This is a genomic window from Microcoleus sp. K5-D4 (genome assembly GCF_036704575.1).
Taxonomy (GTDB): Bacteria; Cyanobacteriota; Cyanobacteriia; order Cyanobacteriales; family Microcoleaceae; genus Microcoleus.
Genome location: NZ_JAUBSD010000080.1, coordinates 1 through 18,933, shown reverse-complemented (window position 1 = coordinate 18,933; position 18,933 = coordinate 1). Strand labels below are relative to the sequence as shown.

Here is an 18,933-nt window from a genome sequence, read left to right as displayed (position 1 = left end):
GTGGGTGGGAACGGCAAAGCTGTGCGGATTTTTACCTTTACCCTGTGAATTTTGATTTAGACTTCTAAACCTATGCTTGGTTTCCGGAAAGCTGATCGTAAAAGTGACAAAACAAATCAGCGATCTCTCCCTCCCCCTAACTCAAAACTCCAAACTCCAAACTATTCCCCTCTCCCCCTTGCCGCCATGTCTCTCACTCCCGAAGCCACACCCGCTGAAACCTTTGATAACGACCAGTTTTTGCCCCCTGTCAGCCGCTGGACGACTTTGGGTGGCATTTTGATGGTGGCGACCTTTGGCGGGGCGATCGCCCTCGCTAGCGTCACCAAATACAGCGCTACAGTCAAAGCAGACGCGATCGTCCGTCCAGCCGGAGAAGTGCGCGTCGTGCAAGCAGCCACAGAAGGAACCGTCGAAAGCATTGCTGTCAGCGAGAATCAGACAGTAAAAGAAGGAGATGCGATCGCAGTTATAGACGCTTCGCGTTTAAGCGATCAAAAAAAACAGTTACAAGAAATAATTAATCAGTCTCAACCAGCAGCACAGCAAATCAACCAGCAACTGCGCGACTTAGAAAATCAAATTTTGGCCAGCGCCCAATTTAAAAGCATCCAAAGTGAAAGTTCCGCCCAACAGGAATTAATCGAATCCGCTTTAGTAAAATTCGCCACATCGCTGCCCGATGTCGCCGAGAGACTGGGCAGAAGTCGGCGGGTTTTGCTCGTCAAGCAAGCCTCCATTCAACAACAATTAATTCAAGCTAAAAAAGAACTCAATCAAATTGAGTTAAAACTCGAAAATAGCGTGATCCGCACGCCCACAGATGGTACAATTCTCAGACTGGAAGTACGAAATACTGGTCAAACCGTACAAGCCGGCAGCGCGATCGCCCAAATCGTCCCCAGCGACGTACCCCTGGTAGTCAAAGCCAAGGTGACATCCCAAGATATCGCCCGCATCCAAATCGGCCAACCCGTACAGATCAGGATTTCGGCTTTGCCTTTTCCCGATTACGGCACATTAAAAGGAACTGTCAGCGAAATCGCCCCAGATGCGATCGCCACTCAAAATCCCACTAATAATTTAGGTACAGCTTATTACGAAGTGGCAATTAAGCCCGAACAAACTTATTTAACAAAACTCAAATCCGCCAACGGCCAATTCTTCGGAAACTCCCAGGCTAATGTCCCCCGCCAGTATTCGATTCAATCGGGAATGGAAGGCAGAGCCGATATTATTACGGGCGAAGAAACTGTTCTGATATTTGTTTTACGCAAAGCAAGGTTGCTGACAGATTGGTAATTAGTCAGTTGTCAGTTGTTAGTTGTCAACAGTCAACAGTCAACCGTCAGCAGTCAACCGTCAACAGTCAACCGCCAGAAAATTAGAGGATCTGAAATTGAAATAACGTGTCAATATAGAACTGTGAGTTTAATTCTATTCTTTCCTCATGGGCAAACAGCGCGTTCTTTCAGGAGTTCAGCCAACAGGCAATCTTCACCTCGGTAATTATCTCGGTGCAATTCGCAACTGGGTAGAAGGTCAAAGTCAGTACGAAAATTACTTCTGCGTAGTCGATTTGCACGCAATTACCGCACCGCACAATCCAGCAACTCTAGCCTCCGACACTTACACGATCGCCGCACTCTATTTAGCTTGCGGCATCGATTTAGAATATTCTACTATTTTCGTGCAATCCCACGTCTCGGCGCACACAGAACTAGCATGGCTGCTCAACTGTATTACGCCGATTAACTGGCTCGAAGATATGATTCAGTTTAAAGAAAAAGCAATTAAACAAGGTGAAAATGTCAATGCAGGCTTGCTAAATTATCCCGTGTTGATGGCAGCCGATATTTTGCTTTACGATGCCGACAAAGTGCCAGTGGGAGAAGACCAAAAACAGCATTTGGAACTCACCCGCGATATTGTCATCAGATTAAATCACCAATTCGGCACACCCGAAAAGCCAGTCTTGAAACTTCCCGAGCCCTTAATTCGGACTGACGGTGCGAGGGTAATGAGTTTGACAGATGGCACGCGCAAAATGTCTAAATCTGACCCTTCCGAACAAAGTCGAATTAATTTATTGGATTCGCCAGATACGATCGCCAAAAAAATCAAGCGCTGTAAAACAGATGCCGTGCGGGGTTTGACTTTTGACGACCCCGATCGCCCCGAAGCTAGAAATTTGCTGACACTTTATCTCCTGCTTTCCGGCAAATCTAAGGAAGAAGTAGCAACAGAGTGTGAAAACATGGGTTGGGGAGATTTTAAACCCTTGCTGACAGAGACGACAATTAATGCCCTCAAACCAATTCAGGATAAATACAAGGAAATAATGGACGATCCCGGATATTTAGAGTCTGTACTACGTCGCGGAAGAGAACAAGCAGAAGCTATTGCTAATCAAACTCTAACTAAGGTGAAGACAGCTTTCGGTTATTCTTTACCTGTTTAGTTGTTAGTTGTTAGTTGTTAGTTGTTCTTGGTTAGTTGTTAAAAATGACAACTGCCAACTGCCCACTGACAACTGCCCACTTACAATAGTCAACCGTCAAATAACAAATAACCAATAACAGACAAATAATCATGAACCGTTTTCGCACAGCCTGCACCACCCCCGGAGAATTTATAATTACCGCCGAAGTTGCCCCACCAAAAGGTGGCGACATAACTCACACAATTCAAATGGCTGAACGCCTCAAAAACAGAGTTCATGCAATTAATATCACAGACGGAAGTCGCGCAGTTTTGCGAATGTGCCCCCTAGCAGTTTCGGCGATTTTAGTGCAGCACGGAATTGAGCCAATTTGTCAAGTTGCTTGTCGCGATCGCAATCTAATTGGCCTGCAAGCGGATCTCATGGGAGCCCACGCTTTAGGCATTCGCAATGTACTAGCACTTACAGGCGATCCCGTCAAAGCCGGCGACCATCCTAAAGCAAAAAGTGTATTCGATTTGGAATCAGTTCGGCTATTGCAAGTTATTCAAAAAATGAACGGTGGTCAAGACTGGAATGACAAACCTTTAACCGACGGAGTTACTGATTTATTTGTAGGTGCAGCAGTCGATCCGCAATGCCCCAGTTGGTCTGGTTTGCAAAGTCGATTCGAGAAAAAAGTAGAGGCTGGAGCACAGTTTTTTCAGAGTCAATTAATTACAGATTTTGAAGTTTTGGATAAGTTTATGCACCACGTTGCAGCGGGCTGCAACAAGCCAGTCTTAGCAGGAATATTTTTGTTTAAATCAGCTAAAAATGCTGAATTTATTCAAAAATACGTGCCGGGAGTTCACATCCCACAAGAGACTATCGATCGTTTAGCAAAAGCTCCCGAACCCTTGCAGGAAGGCATAAAAATTGCTGCAGAACAAGTCAAACTAGCGCGGCAGATTTGTCAAGGAGTTCACATGATGGCTGTCAAACGAGAAGATTTAATTCCTCAAATTTTGGATTTGGCAGGAATCGAGCCACTGAGCTAAAATTAAACGTAGGGGTGGGTTTTACCAATTATCAATTCCTAAAACTAACGATTTCGTAAACTCATAAACCAGCCCACTCCCGCGCTACCATTTTGAACATCAATAAAACAATCATGCTTCAAACTGTAGACAATCCAACCACTTCTCCCGCAATCGAACAACGTTTCACTTGGCGCGGTGTGACATGGCATCAATTCAAGGCAATTCAAGCTGGTTTTGAAGACGTGCCGAATGTACGCTTATTTTATTGTGAGGGAGTTTTAGAAATTGTGGGTACTGGAAGGTTGCATGAAGCGATTAGGTGTTTGATGGGCTTGCTAATGGGACAGTATTTTCTGCAAAGAATAATTGTATTTTTTCCCAGCGGTACTTACAGTCAGATTGTCGAAGAGCAAGTCGAGTATCAGGCAGATTTGTCTTATTGTTTCGGAACTATTAAAGATGTGCCAGATTTATGTATTGAGATTGTTATCACTAGCGGTAGTCCGATTAAACTTCAGAAATACCGACTGATGGGAGTCCCGGAAGTCAGGTTTTGGGAAGATGGCACTCTAGAGCTTTACCATCTGCGAGAGGAAGGTTACGATCGCATTACTAGCAGCGAAATGCTGCCAGAGTTAGACTTATCTTTGCTGAAACGCTGCATTTTATTTGCTTCGCCTTTGGATGCGCTTGAGGAATTTTCTAGAGGAATGGGCGATCGGGAAAATTGACCAATAAACTATTTTTGAAATAGCTCGATCGACTAAACGGTTATTAAATAGGAGCCATTGGCAATGACTGACTCAGAAATACTTAATTCTGATACCATTAAAACACTAAATACTAGCATATCAGAAGTTACAGTTTATACCGATCGCGCTTTGGTGACGCGGCGCGGTACGGTATCTCTGACGGGAAACGAGCGAGAATTGGCGATCGCCTCTGTTCCTGCAACCCTCGACACAGAGTCAGTCAGGGCTACGGGTGTGGGTACAGTTGCTGTGCGACTTTTGGGAGTGCGAAGCGAAAGAGTGTTTAGCAGCGAACCAGTGGGCGATCGCACTGCCGAATTAACCCAACAAATTAAGGAGTTACAAACCCAAAGACGGGGAATTAACGACAAAATAACCGCCCGAAAAATTCAGCTCCAATTTGTGGAAGGTTTGAGCGAAAAAAGCGTCGGTTTCTTTTCTAGCAGCATCGCCAAACAGCAGGTAGGTTTAAACGAAACTAGCGAATTGCTCAATTTTTTAGGAACTAATTACCTAAAATATGTAAGTGCGATCGCCCAACACGAAAAACAGCAGCGCGAAATAGACAAGCAAATAAAAGCTTTGCAGCAGCAGTTGGGGCAAGTACAAACTCCCCATTCGCAGCAAAGTTTTAACATCATTGTTGCCATTGAACCCAGTGGCAGCGGCAATTTTGAAATAGAAGTTTCCTATGTAGTCACGCGAGCTCGTTGGACTCCCCTTTACGACTTGCGAGTAAACACTACCAACAACCAAATTAATCTCACTTACCTAGCCGAAGTCAATCAAAATACAGGCGAAGATTGGACGGGAGTAGCGCTGACTTTATCTACAGCAAAACCCGGAATGGGAACTCTCCCACCAAAACTAGAACCTTGGTATATCGATAAAACCGAGCCCGAGCAATTTTTTGGTAGGGGTTCATCAGAGGATGATTTTTTAGACCTAGAAGAGGTATTATCTGAAGGTTTTGCAGGCGGTTCACGCTCCATAACACGAGCGCCCATAGCAGCTCAAATAGCCACAGCCCAAGTATCCAGAGAAGGCGGTACAGTCTCATTTCAAGTAGGCGGAATTACCAAGATTCCCAGCGACGGTACACCGCACAAAGTGACGATTTTCAGCGAAAATTATCCCTTTACGGCTGAATATATAGCCGTTCCGCGATTAGTCAGTTTTGCCTATTTGCAAGCAGTTGTTGTGAATCCGCTGACAGGCGCAACTCTGCTTCCCGGTAAAGCAAATATCTTTCGCGACAACACTTTTGTCGGCCGTGTGCAGTTAGAAAATGTTTCCCCCGGGCAAGAATATAAAGTTAATTTAGGAATAGATGAACGGTTAAAAATACAGCGGGAATTAGTGGAAAGACAAGTAGATAAAAAACTGATCGGTCAGCAGAGGCGCACGAGTTACGCTTATCGCTTCAATGTGACAAACTTGCATCAGGTGCAGGTACACCTGACACTAAAAGAACAATTGCCAGTCAGCCGCAATGAACAAATTAAAGTGCGATCGACTCTCACTAATCCGAAGATAGTAGCAGGTGAAATGGGAATGCTAGAATGGATAATGTCTCTGCCCCCGCAAGCAAAGCAAGAGTTATATTACCAGTTTGTTGTCGAACATCCTCCCGACTTAACAGTCACGGGTTTAGATATTTAATACCAACCCGTTGTCAGTTGTCAGGTGCCAGTTCTCAGGAATTACCTCTTCCTTCTGGCGGCTTCCATCGGACTTCTTCCTTCGGCTATAAAGCAGCTTATTTCTTCCCGCCACACGCCACCAATTTTTTCTGTATACACAACTGTTGAAACACTAAATCTGCTATTGATTCATAAGCTGGGGCTGTGGGGTGTACGCCATCCCGAAAATAACTTTTTACCCTCGTTTTCGGCAATTTTGACCAGGCTGCATGAGTGTCTATGATTGGAATTTTTAAAGCTTTTAGCCGATCGACAAACTCGGATTTAAACTTCGGCTGATTCGGTACGGGCAGTAAATCCGCTCGATCGCAAGTATACAACACAAACAACGGAATATTCTTAGCTCGCACCAAAGCAACTATTTGCTCAAATCGCTGCATATTTTCCATAAACCGTTGTGATTCCGACACCGGCACTCCCGCCGCAGGAGAATTCAATACAAAAACACTTGACAATTGGCGAATAACGTGTCTTTGAAACACTTCTTGAATTGCCAATAACGGTTTGCGATTCGGCATCAGCGGGTCATTTCCCACCCCCGCGCTGCTACTTGGAGGTTGTAGCAAATCGTGAGTACCAATTTGCAAAATCACAGCATCGCTTTCAAAAGTGCCAAACTTGCGAATATATCCCAATTGATTGCCAATTCCCCAAGAACCTGCCGAAGCATTCAGCACCTCAACTTGCTTTTTTATGCCCAACAAACGCGCTTCAAACAATTCTGGAAGAGTTTCTTTCTGATCGGTGGTATTATTACCGTTTAGAACCGAATCTCCTATCATCAAAATTCTGAGAGTATCTTCAGGCTTTGCTGAATCGATTTGTTCAGAACGCTGAGAAAATTGATTGTACTCAACTCTATTCCCAAAGCGATATACAAGTTGATTTGGTGCAAATATATAGCCAGCATTAGCATCAGCTTGCAGCAAGGCAGGATTTCCGAATCCGAGCAAGCGCAAGGCAAGTTCTATAGCACTCAAAGATGCGATCGCATAACCGGGAATCCAATAGTTAGCTTTCAAAAATTTACCTGTAATTGGTAAACTGCAAAGCCATCGGATAATCTTCTTGCTTCAACCGTTGAATTACCAACTGCAAATCATCCTTATCCTTAGCAGAAACGCGCACTGAATCACCTTGAATCGAGCCTTGAATCTTTTTAAACTCATCTCGAATTAATTTAGTGATTTTCTTGGCAATTTCCTGGTCTATCCCTTTTTTAAGTTTGATTTCTTGGCGTACTCTAGTACCACTAGCAGCTTCAATTTTCCCATAATCAAAAATTTTCAGAGACAAATTGCGCTTGGCGGCTTTAGTTTGCAAAACTGTGTGAATCGCGTCGAGAGTAAATTCACTGTCGGTATTGATAGTAATTGCTTCAGCGCCCAATTCTACAGTAGTTTTGGTATCTTTCAAGTCGTAACGGCTTTGAATTTCCCGCACCGTTTGGTCAACAGCGTTAACTAATTCTTGCCGATCGAACTCGCTGACAATATCAAAGGAATAACTAGCAGCCATAAATTAGTAATTGGTAATGGGTAATTGGTAGTTGGTAATGGGTAATTGGTAGTTGGTAGTTGGTAATTAGTCATTAATTAAGCGTCTCTTAACTAATGACTAATGACCCGTGACTAATAACAATTAGCCATTAACAGCCATTAAACTGAAATAGAATAAAGTAGCTGTGCAAGAAGAACTAATCGCAAACATGAGCGATCGCCCCAGCGGCACATTCAGAATATAGAAAACCGAAAACAACAACCGGGCGATCGTAAAAGCGATCGCAGCCCAACCCGCCGGTTCCGAATCTACCCCCGTCACAAAAGCCATCAAAGCCGCCGCTGAAAACAGCATAAACGTCTCAAACGAATTTTGGTGAGCCCAAGTTGCCCGCTGAGCGTAAGCCGGCAACCTCTCAAACATAGCGCGGGGGGCTGCTTGGTCGTAGCCTAGCTGCAAGCGGGCGAACGCAACCACCAAAAACGGTGCGTAAACCAGCGCAGCAGCAGCAGCAATACAATCAAGCAGAATAACCGACACAGGTAATCCCAACAGCATCATCGGCCTCGCAGTTCAATCAAAATAGAACAGAGTAACTACCTTGCGCTGTTCCTCCGCATCCTGGCAAGTTTTCAGCAAAGTGTGGCTTTCGTGAAAAGCAAAACATATCAGTTGCTGGCAGCGAGAAATAATCTCCTGATTGCACATGGCGCTTGCTTCCGGGAGAGACAAGCTATCATTTTTGGGATTTTCTACCAAATGTATCACTTGTTCGAGTTGGTCGCGAGACTCCCGAGGCTGGCGACTCATGCTTTGTGGCAAAATCACCGTCAGCAGATTTGGATCTGCTCGCATTGCTCCCCGAATTGCTGCTGAATTGGTGCCTGTTGCACCAGAAGTGATGAGCTGATTGCCTCCCAGAACTATGGCGTAGCTCAGCATCTCAATTAGCTGCTGGTGGGTAATAGGAACGTGGCGAGAACCCAAAAGAGCAATCCGCTTGGAGCTGGTTTGCTGGATCGCCGCAAGTTCTTGTAAAAAATCATCTACTCTGGGTAGCTCAATTGATTGACTCAAAGAATTTATTAAATTAAATAAAACTACGTTGTGGATTTTAGCAGACTCACTAGCCATTGCCGCCAAAAAGAAGTTAAGAATTGCTGATTTACCGGATCAGACTAGAGGATCGGGAGATTTGAGGAAGCCAGAAGGCAGAATGTCTGAAGACATTCGGCAGCCGGAGCTCAAGGTAGAATTCAAGAAAAATTGAGAATTTAAGAATTTTGGCTTTTTATTTATTTAAACAAAAAGTTCTCTCTGCCGAATACCTTCTTCCCTCAGCTCCGGCTCTGTTATTAATCGACTCGATCGCTCAGGCCCAAGGATGCCATCATGCCATCAAGGTCAAAATGTTCTGCCATTAGCTGAGTAACGCATTCCACCTTGATCGGTTCGTGCAGGCGCACGCTGCCAAAGGTGCTGTCGATAATTTCTACCGTGGTTAAGGTATCCAAATCAACAGACAAAACCGGAATTTCCATTTCTTCTGCCCTGCCAATCACTAGGGGAGAAGGAGGCAAGTGGCCTGTCAAAATTAAGCACTGAGTCGAGCTCTCCAGAGCTGCGAGCTGAATGTCCGTGCGATCGCCCCCCGTCACCACCGCCATATTTCTCGCTTTGCGGAAATACTTCAGAGCAGAGCTAACATTCATCGCGCCAATTGTCAAGGTTTCCACCATCAAGTCCAAACGGTCTTTACGGCAGAGCACATCAGCTTTCAATTGGTGCACCAATTCTTTGACGCTGACACTTCGCAGCAAAGCACTTCTCGGCAGCATTCCCAAAACTGGAATACCCGCAGCCTCCAGAAAAGGCCGCACAGTCCCCGTTACGGATTCTAGTTTGTCCGAGGGAACGTCGTTGAGTACCACGCCCAGCAACCGCGAACCCAAACGCTGTTTAGCCGACAGCAAATCGTCTATATAAAGATCGATCGGGCGGGCTACCAACAGCACAGAGGCATCAACTGCCTCAGCGACTTGAGCCAAAGACAAGTCAAACAGACTGCCTTCCTCCAAATTAGCTGGGCCTTCTAACAGCACCAAGTCTCCGCTGGGAGCTTGCAAATATTGCGCTAAAGACTGGCGGTAATCTGTCTTGTCTTCTCCCCGCAAACGCTTGTGAACTGTCTCTTCATCCAAATACAGCAGTGTTGACGGCATCTGACTTTCTGAGAGCTTCAGCGTCTCTACCGCGAACCGTACATCTTCGTCCTCGATCCCAGCTCCCTCGGAGCTGAAACAGGTTCCCAGAGGTTTGCCGTAGGCGATGGCCAGTCCTTTTTCCCGGAGTCCGAGTGCCATCCCCAAGGCGATGGCCGACTTGCCGCTGTAAGCTTTTGTGGAACCGATCAGCAAATATTTAGTCAATTTGGGTACGCCTTCAATCCTCAATTTGCACCTGTCTATTTCAATAAATTTAGTTTTTTCTACAGTATTTCTGAACTGCGACTCAATTTTGCAATATTATTATACTCGATTTTGTCGCTTTTGGGCATATTCTTTTTTTGCTGAAAACTTTTATTCACCTGTTTCCAACCCTTTGCTTCCCATTTTTATTACTTGATTTTGGGGAAGCAGTTTTTAAATTGTTTGTTGTACCAGCCGTTTTTAAGACGTATTTATCGCCCCCTAATTCCTTTAACAACCGATTTTAATTCTAAGATTTTCACCCATTCGTATTGCGTAAGTTAGATATTAACATAGAACTTTATCGAATAAAAATAACACTGTAAAAATGGGCTAGCTTACCTTGAAAGCCTAGTTAGAGGGTTTAGGATAGTTTTTTTCTGGGCTAAATAGAGAATTGTATAGGAAGAAAGCACGGTGCTTGCCTAAGCAGTTTTGCATATAATTAAAAATGGATAGGTTGTATGATTAGTTATTAATTATTCTGGCGATCGCCCGCAGTAAAACTGAGCGGTGGCACTGCGAGCAATAAGCTTGTTAGGATCGGGCTTCTAGCTTCTCAATACATAAATTTTCGGGCGGCGTGGGTTGGAATTTCGGCAGCCCAAAGGCTGATTGCGATGCTAGCCCGATCGCAGTTCAAGGGCTGTAGATTGATTTTCCTTGGGCGGATATACAGCGCTTTCCTCTCAGCTACCTAGTCGCAAAATTTGAACGAAATCGGACGGCGCGATTCGCCTAACGGCGATAGCTTCGCTCGCGCGTACTCGCACAGCACCAATGTCCGAAATAGGCGGGCTTGTCCCACAACAAATACAGAAGTTTTCAATTGGATGAAATACAGGTAGGGACTCAGGCTTGGCCTGAGTCCCTACGCGAAATCTGTATCACCCTCAACCGACAATTGCGGTTGATTTACTTTAGCAATGGGGATAAGTGCTGACCCCCAAAGGGATTATTGAGAATGATCCAAGAACTCACTTACTATTTCCACTTCTCAAATAGGGCTGGCGCACCAATCATGTAATGTTGCCGTCGAGGCGTTACACTATTGGTGCGCCAGTTATAGCGCCCGTCAATCGATTTTAGATTTTAGATTTTAGATTTTAGATTGAAGAAAGCGACCCCACTGATAAATCCGGGGGCTGGCGATCGCGAGCGAGGAGCTTTTTTCTCGATCCACGACTCAATCCGGGGGCCCCGGATTAAATTGCTTGATTGTCAATTGCGGACTTTCGGGAGTGCGGCTCCGGTGAAAGTTATTCATCCATTCGCATCAGCTTGCGGTAAAACGTTTTAGAAAAATCGACAGTACGAGTTCGCTGAAAAGTCAGAAGTACCTCAATTAAGCAACTAACAAACTCAGAGCTTTGCATAGTCACTTCGTAGCTGAGTTCAGCATTGCCGTCAAACAACACCCGACAGCGGGTTAAATCGATCGGCAGCGACGAGATATTCCAACTAGCGACAAACGGCACGCTCTCCCCGCCGTCAATTTTTCTTGCCCCCTCCAAGCTTTTGAGCTTGTAGAGACCAATAGCGTGCGGTAAAAACTTGCGCCTGGGCTCTTGACAGAAAGGCGCGTAGACTTTCACTTCTTTGTCATCGGCTGGCTTGAGTTGAGGAATAGACATATTTCCACCTCAGACAATTATTACTAACAGATAGTTTAGATCCCCAGAAAAAACTAACAGATATTCCTGGTCGATCGCAAGCAAAAGTCAACCCAAATACTCTATACAGTAGCCGTTTACCAGGGCCGTACAAGCACCGAACCCGCTGGTTGTCCTCCCGTCCGCTTTCGACAAAAGCCCAGAAACTGATACAGTAGATGCTTATATCTAAAATCAAAAACTATTGGTGGTTGAATCAAGTAACCTATGCAGGAGAGTTCTTGGCCAGAAAACGACGCTCGCAGCGAGCTTAACTTGGACATCTCTGATTTAGCTCAAGAAGAGCTCAAGAGTTTGACCTCGCACTCGAAGCTCAGCAAAGTATTTGCTATACCAGACATTGGCGACAGGGTGTTTGACGCGGAAACAAAAGCAGAACTCCCGGTGGCGGTGTCTGTGCCGGGAACTCCCTCTTTTCCTCAAAATCTGTACCGGGGACGGCGCGGAAAAGCCGCAGCAGTGCTGACTGCGATTTGGGCCGGCACGATCGCCCTGCACTTGATTTCTTGGGGTGCGTGGGTAGTGTGGGGGTTGACGGGACTGCTGTGGATGCAAGCATTTCGAGTGTTGTTTGCCGAACCCAAGCCCGCACTACCGCCTCTGGCCGATGAAAGTCGAGAGGATTGGCCCTACGTGTCGCTGCTGGTGGCAGCTAAAAATGAGGAAGCGGTGATTGCCCGATTCGTAGAATCCATCTGCAATGTAGATTATCCGATCGACCGCTACGAAGTTTGGGCGATCGACGATCACAGCAGCGACGCCACGCCGCTAGTATTGGAACAGCTAACCAAAAAGTACCCCCAGCTCAAAGTATTTCGCAGAGGAGCAAATGCCAGCGGCGGCAAGTCTGGAGCCCTGAATCAAGTGTTGCCACTGACTCGCGGGGAATTTGTGGGAATATTTGACGCCGACGCGACGGTAACGCCGGATTTGCTGCGCCGGGTGCTGCCAGTGTTCGATGGAGAAAAGGTAGGGGCTGTGCAAGTCAGAAAAGCCATCGCCAATGCTTCGGTAAATTTTTGGACTCGTGGCCAAGAAGCAGAAATGGCTCTCGACAGTTTTTTCCAGCAGCAGCGGATTGCGATCGGCGGCATTGGAGAATTGCGCGGTAACGGCCAATTCATGCGCCGCACCGCCTTGGAAAGCTGCGGAGGCTGGAACGAGGAGACGATTACCGACGACCTGGATTTGACGGTGAGGCTGCACCTAAACCGATGGGACATTGAATTTCTCGCTTTCCCAGCCGTGTCAGAAGAAGGAGTCACTAACGCTCGCGCTCTGTGGCACCAGCGCAATCGCTGGGCAGAAGGTGGCTATCAGCGTTATCTTGACTACTGGCGGCTAATTTTGCGGAACCGCATGGGAACTGGGAAAACTTGGGATTTATTTGGATTTTGGGTATCTCAATATTTCTTACCCACAGTAGCGCTACCCGACTTTGTGATGTCAATTGCGCTGCGCCGAATGCCGATCGCCAGTCCCATAACTTTTATGACGCTTACATTGTCGGTGGTGGGAATGTTTGTCGGTTTGCGCCGCACTCGCAAAGAGACCAAATTTGACGTTAAAAGAGTTTTTCTCACCTTACTGCAAACGCTGCGGGGTACTGTGTATATGTTCCACTGGCTGCTGGTAGGGACTGTGACGGCTCGGATTGCGGTACGGCCCAAGCGGCTTAAATGGGTCAAAACCGTCCATCAAGGGGCTGTTAATAGCATCAAGTAAACAATTCGCAGAAATATTTCGGCACAGTATCGCCGAACGTCCGACGATTTTCCGAGACAAAAAAACACCAACGCTCGCCAAATATCTCCCCGCCAGAGCCTAAGAGTAAAATTTGGCAATTCCGAGAAAAAAACACTTGAAAACAGCTTAGGTAATAGGTAATCGGCGAGCGGTAATAGCGAATAAGTAATCGGCAATACAAAAGTCGAAAATTAAAAGATAAAAGCGAGAATTTTTAACTTTTAACTTGACAAAAAACCAATTACTATCTATTAATTATGAATTGCCAATTAGGACGAATTGCTTGTTGCCAACTACCCGTCACCCGTAATTGATAAATGGATTTGTTAGAGTACCAAGCTAAATCTTTATTTCGCCAGATGGCAATTCCGATTTTGCCGTCGCAGCGGATTGACAATCCCGCCGACCTCAAAGGATTGAAAATTCCTTACCCCGTTGTACTCAAATCGCAAGTGCGGGCTGGGGGACGGGGCAGGGCGGGCGGTATCAAGTTTGTGGAAAATACGATCGATGCAGTAGCAGCGGCTCAAACAATTTTTAATTTGCCGATCGAGGATGAATATCCCCAAGTTCTACTGGCAGAAGCAAAGTACAACGCTGACCAAGAATTGTACTTAGCGGTACTCCTAGACCCGGTAGCCCGCCGCCCGGTGCTTCTGGGATCGAGACAAGGAGGTATGGATGTCGAAGGGTCGATCGAGCAAATGCAGCAAGTTGCCGTAGATCAAGAATTTTCCCCATTCTACGCGAGGCGTCTGGCGCTGAAAATGGGATTGCAGGGAGACTTGATTCAATCGGTGAGCACCATTGTCGAAAAAATGTACCGGCTGTTTGTCGAAAAAGATTTAGACCTAGTAGAAATCAATCCTCTCGGCATCAGTCCGACGGGAGAGGTAATGGCTTTAGATGGTAAAGTCACCGCCAACGACGATGCCTTGGGGCGGCATCCAGATTTGGCAACACTATCGGGAAAGAGGCAAAGCAGCGGGTTGGCACGGGAAAGAAGAAGTCCCCATGCCTCTGGCGATCGCTCCCATTCCCAGTCCAAGGTTCAGCAGTCGCCGGAGTTTGACCCCAAATCTAAATCCCCAATCTCGAATTCCGAATCCTTGCAATTAATCGAACTAGACGGGAATATCGCGATTTTGTGCAACGGAGTGGGCCTGACAATGGCAACTCTAGATGCTGTAACCCACCAAGGAGGAAAACCAGCTAATTTTGTGAATATTGGTTCCCTAGACCGCTACTATGCAGCAAATGCCCTGCGCGATCGCGTGGAGTTGGGTCTTGAGTTAGTCGCTCAGGATAAAAGCGTTAAGGTGATACTTGTAAATATTTTGGGCAGCGCCTCCAAAACCGAGGAAATAATCGCTGCAGTAGCCGGCTATTTGGAACGGAAAGCTCGCGCTAACCGCCACATCCAAGTTGTGCTCCGGCTGGTAGAGATCGATGCTGATGCTGTTAAAAAGCGTTTGGGACAGTTGCCTGTGCAGCTAGCTAGCACTTTGGATGAGGCCGCGGCCGCTTCTGTATCCTCCGTCAAGTAGCGGCAGTCGATCGGCAAAAAATGAGATTTCTGTACAGATGAAGGCCTTCTGCTTTTTACAGATCGAGTGTCAAGTGGGAAAAAATGAATTTAACTCCTGAAAGCAAAGTCCTAGTACAGGGCATTACAGAATCTCCCGCGTCCACCCGCGCCGCCCTGATGATGAAAGCATACGGCACGAATGTAGTCGCCGGTGTCAGTCCCGGTCGGGGGGGGCTGGAAGTGGAGGGAATTCCGATTTTTGATTTGGTAGAACAAGCAGTGGCGGCAGTGGGTCACGTTGACACTGCGGTAATTTTGGTAGACGCTTACTCGGTGCTGGATGCTGCTTTAGAAGCGATCGCCGGAGGAATTCGGCAAATCGCGATCGTTACTGGGGGAGTGCCTCCTCTGGATATGGTGCACTTAGTCAGAAAAGCAGAAGCCACCGAAACTTTGGTAATCGGGCCCAACAGTCCGGGGATTATTGTGCCCGACAAACTGCTGCTGGGAACTCACCCCAAGGAATTTTACACTCCCGGCCCGGTGGGAGTGATCAGCCGCAGCAGCACTTTGACTTACGAAGTTGCCCTAGAACTAACGGAGGCTGGGTTGGGACAGTCGATGGCGGTTTGTATTGGCTGCGACGCGATTGTCGGTTCTTCTTTTATGCAGTGGCTGCAACTTTTGGACGAAGACGACAGTACCGAAGCGATGGTTTTGGTAGGGGAAGTTGGCGGATGGAGTGAACAAGCTGCTGCTTCTTACATCGCTTCGGCCATCGACAAACCCGTGGTTGCTTATCTGGCCGGCCGCTACGCTCCCAAGGGGCCGTCTTTGGGCCACGCCGGCATCCTGATCAGTTCTCGGGCGGCTGCCCAGAAAGCCTTTGGAGTTTCGGCCCCAAACAAAATGGCTGCCTTTGAAGAGGCGGACATACCTGTGGCGGCTCGGCCTTCAGAGATTCCTAAGTTGCTCAAAAAATTGCTAAAGAAAAATTGATTGCTTTGGGAGTTTTCACAAAAGTCCTAACCCTCTTGGGGTTGGGATAAGGGTTAGGCCGGGGCGGGTTTGGTCTCAAAAGTGTCTGCAGAATGCCACAACAGCCGCTTCAACCCGCCTTTAGGACACCTTTATGATTTTTTTACCAAAGCCCTCTGACCGGCGTCACAGGCTGCGGTGCGGGTGCTGGCAAGGGGGCGGCGCGGCGCGGCGCTGGAGGCGGAGTTGTTGGCTGCACGCTGCGGCGAGGTTCGATCGGACTTTCGGTGGGATTTGTTTCAGTTGTGCGAGTTGTCGATCTCGTCACATCTTGAAGCAGGCTTCGCAGAGTTCCGGCTATACTCTGAACTTTCCCAACAGCGGTGCGAAGGCTGGCAACATCTACGTAAACCTCGTTGAGAGGATACTTTTTCAGGATTTCCAGCAGCGATACTTTACCGTCATCCCCGGATGCCAGGATCACCGCTGCCCGCAGAGCTTTTCCGCTTTCTGTGCGGCGCTGAGTCCGAATTGCTTGACCGATGTCGTCAGTGATTTTTTCTCCCGGGGTGCTGTAAACTACCCTCGCCAGATTAGCAGGCTTTAAACCAATTTCTAAACCCATGAACCCCCGCAGCATTTGCGCGTCCATTTTGGAGAACCGGATAATTTGTTGGAGGGTTGGCGTAGTCGTGCCGTTTTTAGCAAAGTCTTCTAAGTCGCTGATATTGATGGCTTGTCTGATCGGGCCAAAGGTGAGGACAACTTTTTCGGCCCCTAATGCTCTACTGCTGCTAGATAATATGCTCCCGCTTGATCCTAAAAGTAGGGCAATGCCGATCGATACAAATTTTGTTAATTTCATATTCACCGCTACATTAAAATTATTTTTTCGAGATTTGTACATTTTTGTACATTATAGATGCAGCAGTTATATTCTACAAGGTCGCCCGTGTAATTTGTGTCCGCGTCACACCTACAATCTAAACCGAGACTTTTTCTCGATCTTGACTTTAAAAATAAGTAACCACATCTGCCGAAATCTTTTCGCTTCTATTCCTTCTGTCTTCTACCTTCTACATCTCCAGCCTTCTATATCAGAGTGTCTTCCGCCTTCAACATAAGTGCCTTATAAAAATTATAGGAACTGCCCTCACGGGAGGACGTTTTTAATTGCACAAACATAAGGGGTCGATTTCTTCTTCTTTCTCTCTTAGGCAACTAAGTCCCTCTTCCTTCTTCCTTCCTTCTTCCCTCTCCCCTCTTCCCTCTTTTTACCCTGAGCGAAGTCGAAGGGCCTTCTTCCCTCTTCCCTTTTCCTTCTTGCTTCTGCTATATGTTGAAAACCAAGCGCAAATCCAAGAAATCCAAACACAAGCACAGCGAAAAAACAACAGCGCTCAGCAAAAAAGAAGTAGCTGCACAAAAACGCAAAATTTCAGAAAAGCGCAATGAATTGGTGCAGGCGATCGCCATAAGCTGCTTAGTCAGCGTTGCTCTGAGCATTCCCCTGTTTTTCGTAGCCGGCCCTAAGATTGCTATTGCAGGAGGCGCCGCCGCAGCCATCTTGCTGCTTTCCTACAAATACCCCCGTCAAGCTTTGTGGACTTTTCTAATTTACCTGCCTTTCAGTGGTACAATTACCTACGCAATTGGCGGCGGGAATGCTGCTTTTCAAGTAGCCAAAGATGCTTTCTACATACCAGCTCTCATCGCCCTAATTCAAAGCTGCAAAAAGAAACAGTTGCCCCTGTTCATTCCCAAACAAATGCTTTCTACCTTCAGCATCCTGTTGATGATGGCAATGCTGACTTTAATTTTTGTCAACGGGGAGATGCAGCTCAACCCTAGGGCGGGCGACAAACCAATTCTGCAAGGAATTCTCGGATTAAAAGTATTGATAGGTTACATACCGCTGATTGCTTCTACCTATTATCTGCTCCGCACTAAGAAGGATTTGGTATTTTTTAGTCGAATGCACATCGTTTTGGCTATCGTTTGCTGCCTTCTCGGTTTGATTCAGTACCTGTTGCTGCAAAGTGGAAAGTGTGCAGGAACCAGAGGAATGACCGGAGCCGAATTATATAAAGCAACGCTGGAAGCTAGATGTTTTGTCGGCGGTTCTTTGGTGTTCAGTCCAGAAGTCAAGATGGTCCGCTTGCCGGGAACTTTTGTCGCGCCTTGGCAGTGGGCGTGGTTTTTAATTTCTAATGCTTTTTTAACCTTTGCCTCTGCTTTTTGCGATCCTTCATTCTGGTGGCGAGTTATCGGTTTATTTGGCATGGCATTAGTATTTGCCAATGCAGTTATTTCCGGTCAAAGAGCTGCTTTAGTTATGGTTCCCGTTGCTACAGCTATCCTGCTAGTTCTCACCGGTCAATTAGTTAATTTAAAACGATTTATTCCCGTCGGTGCAGGACTGGCGATTCTGCTGTTTGTCGGTGCAGCTATTAACCCGGGAATTGTCGAGCAGCGGTGGGAGAGCTTTGTTAGTCGCTGGAATGCTGCACCGCCCCAGCAGTTTCTCTTTAATCAGTTCGAGCAGAGCAACAATTTTATCATTGACAAACCTCTCGGTAGAGGTGTGGGACGAGCCACTAATTCAACGCGAATATTTGGTGCCACGCAGCTAATTGAAACTTTCCAACCTAAGTTGATATACGAACTCGGTTATCCGGGAATGATTAGTTTTCAGCTCATGCTTTTACACTTAGCTTTTCTAACTTTTAGAGCTTACAGATCTGTCAAGGACAAAAGTTTGCGGAGTTACGGAGCTAGTTTTTGGGTGTTTGTTGCATTTATTACGATCAATACTCAATACTATCCGCTGGATGTAGATCCAGTGTCCGTGTATTATTGGGTTTTAGCTGGGGCGATTTTAAAGTTGCCCAAAATTGATAAACAGGTGCAGGATGAAAAACACCAGGAAGTTGAGTCAAATGAATTGCAAGTTCACCAGCCATTAAAGGAGAAAAAAATTATTGCATCTTCCCCAATTTGAGAATAGTTTTGAGTGTTGAGTTTGGTGGATTCTTTCTTGTTCCCCACATTCCGCAGTTCTGGCTTTGATGACTAAGGATTTTCATACCTTCACTGTAGGAAAAATATCTGTGCCTACCT

At 46.5% G+C, this 18,933-nt stretch carries 17 protein-coding genes; 10 read left to right on the top strand and 7 right to left on the bottom strand.

Going from position 1 to position 18,933, the window contains the following annotated elements; genetic code table 11:
* Positions 1-186 precede the first annotated feature (186 nt).
* The 5 genes from QUA77_RS21885 (at position 187) to QUA77_RS21865 (ending at position 5,879) form a co-directional block, all read left to right on the top strand.
* A complete protein-coding gene (locus tag QUA77_RS21885; protein ID WP_333042003.1) occupies positions 187-1,302 on the top strand; it encodes an HlyD family efflux transporter periplasmic adaptor subunit in 1,116 nt (371 codons plus the stop codon).
* 148 nt (positions 1,303-1,450) lie between these two features.
* Entirely contained in the window at positions 1,451-2,461 is a 1,011-nt protein-coding gene (gene trpS / locus QUA77_RS21880; protein ID WP_333042001.1) for a tryptophan--tRNA ligase, read from the top strand.
* Positions 2,462-2,592: 131 nt separating this feature from the next.
* Positions 2,593-3,483 (top strand): methylenetetrahydrofolate reductase, encoded by an 891-nt coding sequence (locus tag QUA77_RS21875; RefSeq protein ID WP_333042000.1) that lies wholly within the window; start codon positions 2,593-2,595, stop codon positions 3,481-3,483.
* A gap of 113 nt (positions 3,484-3,596) precedes the next feature.
* Entirely contained in the window at positions 3,597-4,196 is a 600-nt protein-coding gene (locus QUA77_RS21870) for a Uma2 family endonuclease (protein ID WP_333041999.1), read from the top strand.
* A 63-nt stretch (positions 4,197-4,259) separates the two neighbouring features.
* A complete protein-coding gene (locus QUA77_RS21865) occupies positions 4,260-5,879 on the top strand; it encodes a mucoidy inhibitor MuiA family protein (RefSeq protein WP_333041998.1) in 1,620 nt (539 codons plus the stop codon).
* Between the two features lie 97 nt (positions 5,880-5,976).
* Here the strand turns inward: QUA77_RS21865 and QUA77_RS21860 are convergent, their stop codons facing one another.
* From QUA77_RS21860 to QUA77_RS21845, 4 genes are all read right to left on the bottom strand, one after another.
* Positions 5,977-6,942, bottom strand: a complete 966-nt coding sequence (locus QUA77_RS21860) for an SGNH/GDSL hydrolase family protein (protein WP_333041996.1) — start codon at positions 6,940-6,942, stop codon at positions 5,977-5,979.
* 4 nt (positions 6,943-6,946) lie between these two features.
* On the bottom strand, positions 6,947-7,438 hold the full coding sequence (locus QUA77_RS21855) for a YajQ family cyclic di-GMP-binding protein (RefSeq protein WP_333041995.1): 492 nt from the start codon (positions 7,436-7,438) through the stop codon (positions 6,947-6,949).
* 123 nt (positions 7,439-7,561) lie between these two features.
* Positions 7,562-7,978, bottom strand: a complete 417-nt coding sequence (locus tag QUA77_RS21850) for an MAPEG family protein (protein ID WP_333042012.1) — start codon at positions 7,976-7,978, stop codon at positions 7,562-7,564.
* 15 nt (positions 7,979-7,993) lie between these two features.
* On the bottom strand, positions 7,994-8,497 hold the full coding sequence (locus QUA77_RS21845; protein ID WP_039887610.1) for a hypothetical protein: 504 nt from the start codon (positions 8,495-8,497) through the stop codon (positions 7,994-7,996).
* A 28-nt stretch (positions 8,498-8,525) separates the two neighbouring features.
* Between QUA77_RS21845 and QUA77_RS21840 the strand changes: the two genes are divergently transcribed.
* Positions 8,526-8,690 (top strand): hypothetical protein, encoded by a 165-nt coding sequence (locus tag QUA77_RS21840; RefSeq protein ID WP_333041993.1) that lies wholly within the window; start codon positions 8,526-8,528, stop codon positions 8,688-8,690.
* Positions 8,691-8,775: 85 nt separating this feature from the next.
* On the opposite strand, the gene QUA77_RS21835 is transcribed toward QUA77_RS21840, so the two are convergent.
* The gene (locus tag QUA77_RS21835) at positions 8,776-9,873 is read right to left on the bottom strand and encodes a phosphotransacetylase family protein (protein WP_333041991.1); all 1,098 of its coding nucleotides are present in this window, start codon (positions 9,871-9,873) and stop codon (positions 8,776-8,778) included.
* 1,274 nt (positions 9,874-11,147) lie between these two features.
* A complete protein-coding gene (gene ebsA, locus QUA77_RS21830; RefSeq protein ID WP_006634686.1) occupies positions 11,148-11,522 on the bottom strand; it encodes a type IV pilus biogenesis protein EbsA in 375 nt (124 codons plus the stop codon).
* A 246-nt stretch (positions 11,523-11,768) separates the two neighbouring features.
* Between ebsA and QUA77_RS21825 the strand changes: the two genes are divergently transcribed.
* The 3 genes from QUA77_RS21825 to QUA77_RS21815 all read left to right on the top strand — a co-directional run bounded on the left by QUA77_RS21825 (position 11,769) and on the right by QUA77_RS21815 (position 15,834).
* Positions 11,769-13,286 carry a glycosyltransferase family 2 protein gene (locus tag QUA77_RS21825; RefSeq protein WP_333452473.1) on the top strand — a complete coding sequence of 506 codons (1,518 nt, stop codon included), beginning with the start codon at positions 11,769-11,771 and terminating at the stop codon, positions 13,284-13,286.
* Between the two features lie 338 nt (positions 13,287-13,624).
* Positions 13,625-14,854 (top strand): succinate--CoA ligase subunit beta, encoded by a 1,230-nt coding sequence (locus QUA77_RS21820; RefSeq protein ID WP_333452471.1) that lies wholly within the window; start codon positions 13,625-13,627, stop codon positions 14,852-14,854.
* A gap of 83 nt (positions 14,855-14,937) precedes the next feature.
* Positions 14,938-15,834, top strand: a complete 897-nt coding sequence (locus QUA77_RS21815; RefSeq protein ID WP_333041987.1) for a CoA-binding protein — start codon at positions 14,938-14,940, stop codon at positions 15,832-15,834.
* A 142-nt stretch (positions 15,835-15,976) separates the two neighbouring features.
* Here QUA77_RS21815 and QUA77_RS21810 read toward each other — a convergent pair whose 3' ends face one another.
* Positions 15,977-16,720: an alpha/beta hydrolase gene (locus QUA77_RS21810; protein ID WP_333452468.1), complete on the bottom strand. Its 744-nt coding sequence runs from the start codon at positions 16,718-16,720 to the stop codon at positions 15,977-15,979.
* Between the two features lie 429 nt (positions 16,721-17,149).
* Here QUA77_RS21810 and hpsL point away from each other — a divergent pair, with 429 nt between their 5' ends.
* Complete coding sequence (gene hpsL / locus QUA77_RS21805; protein ID WP_333452467.1) at positions 17,150-18,814, top strand: hormogonium polysaccharide biosynthesis protein HpsL; 1,665 nt, start codon at positions 17,150-17,152, stop codon at positions 18,812-18,814.
* Positions 18,815-18,933 lie beyond the last annotated feature (119 nt).

Bases quoted from the DNA above. Each gene is read 5' to 3' on its own strand.
- QUA77_RS21885 (WP_333042003.1), top strand. From the start codon at position 187: ATGTCTCTCACTCCCGAAGCCACACCCGCTGAAACCTTTGATAACGAC.
- trpS (WP_333042001.1), top strand. From the start codon at position 1,451: ATGGGCAAACAGCGCGTTCTTTCAGGAGTTCAGCCAACAGGCAATCTT.
- QUA77_RS21875 (WP_333042000.1), top strand. From the start codon at position 2,593: ATGAACCGTTTTCGCACAGCCTGCACCACCCCCGGAGAATTTATAATT.
- QUA77_RS21870 (WP_333041999.1), top strand. From the start codon at position 3,597: ATGCTTCAAACTGTAGACAATCCAACCACTTCTCCCGCAATCGAACAA.
- QUA77_RS21865 (WP_333041998.1), top strand. From the start codon at position 4,260: ATGACTGACTCAGAAATACTTAATTCTGATACCATTAAAACACTAAAT.
- QUA77_RS21855 (WP_333041995.1), bottom strand. From the start codon at position 7,438: ATGGCTGCTAGTTATTCCTTTGATATTGTCAGCGAGTTCGATCGGCAA.
- QUA77_RS21850 (WP_333042012.1), bottom strand. From the start codon at position 7,978: ATGCTGTTGGGATTACCTGTGTCGGTTATTCTGCTTGATTGTATTGCT.
- ebsA (WP_006634686.1), bottom strand. From the start codon at position 11,522: ATGTCTATTCCTCAACTCAAGCCAGCCGATGACAAAGAAGTGAAAGTC.
- QUA77_RS21825 (WP_333452473.1), top strand. From the start codon at position 11,769: ATGCAGGAGAGTTCTTGGCCAGAAAACGACGCTCGCAGCGAGCTTAAC.
- QUA77_RS21820 (WP_333452471.1), top strand. From the start codon at position 13,625: ATGGATTTGTTAGAGTACCAAGCTAAATCTTTATTTCGCCAGATGGCA.
- QUA77_RS21815 (WP_333041987.1), top strand. From the start codon at position 14,938: ATGAATTTAACTCCTGAAAGCAAAGTCCTAGTACAGGGCATTACAGAA.
- QUA77_RS21810 (WP_333452468.1), bottom strand. From the start codon at position 16,720: ATGTACAAATCTCGAAAAAATAATTTTAATGTAGCGGTGAATATGAAA.
- hpsL (WP_333452467.1), top strand. From the start codon at position 17,150: ATGTTGAAAACCAAGCGCAAATCCAAGAAATCCAAACACAAGCACAGC.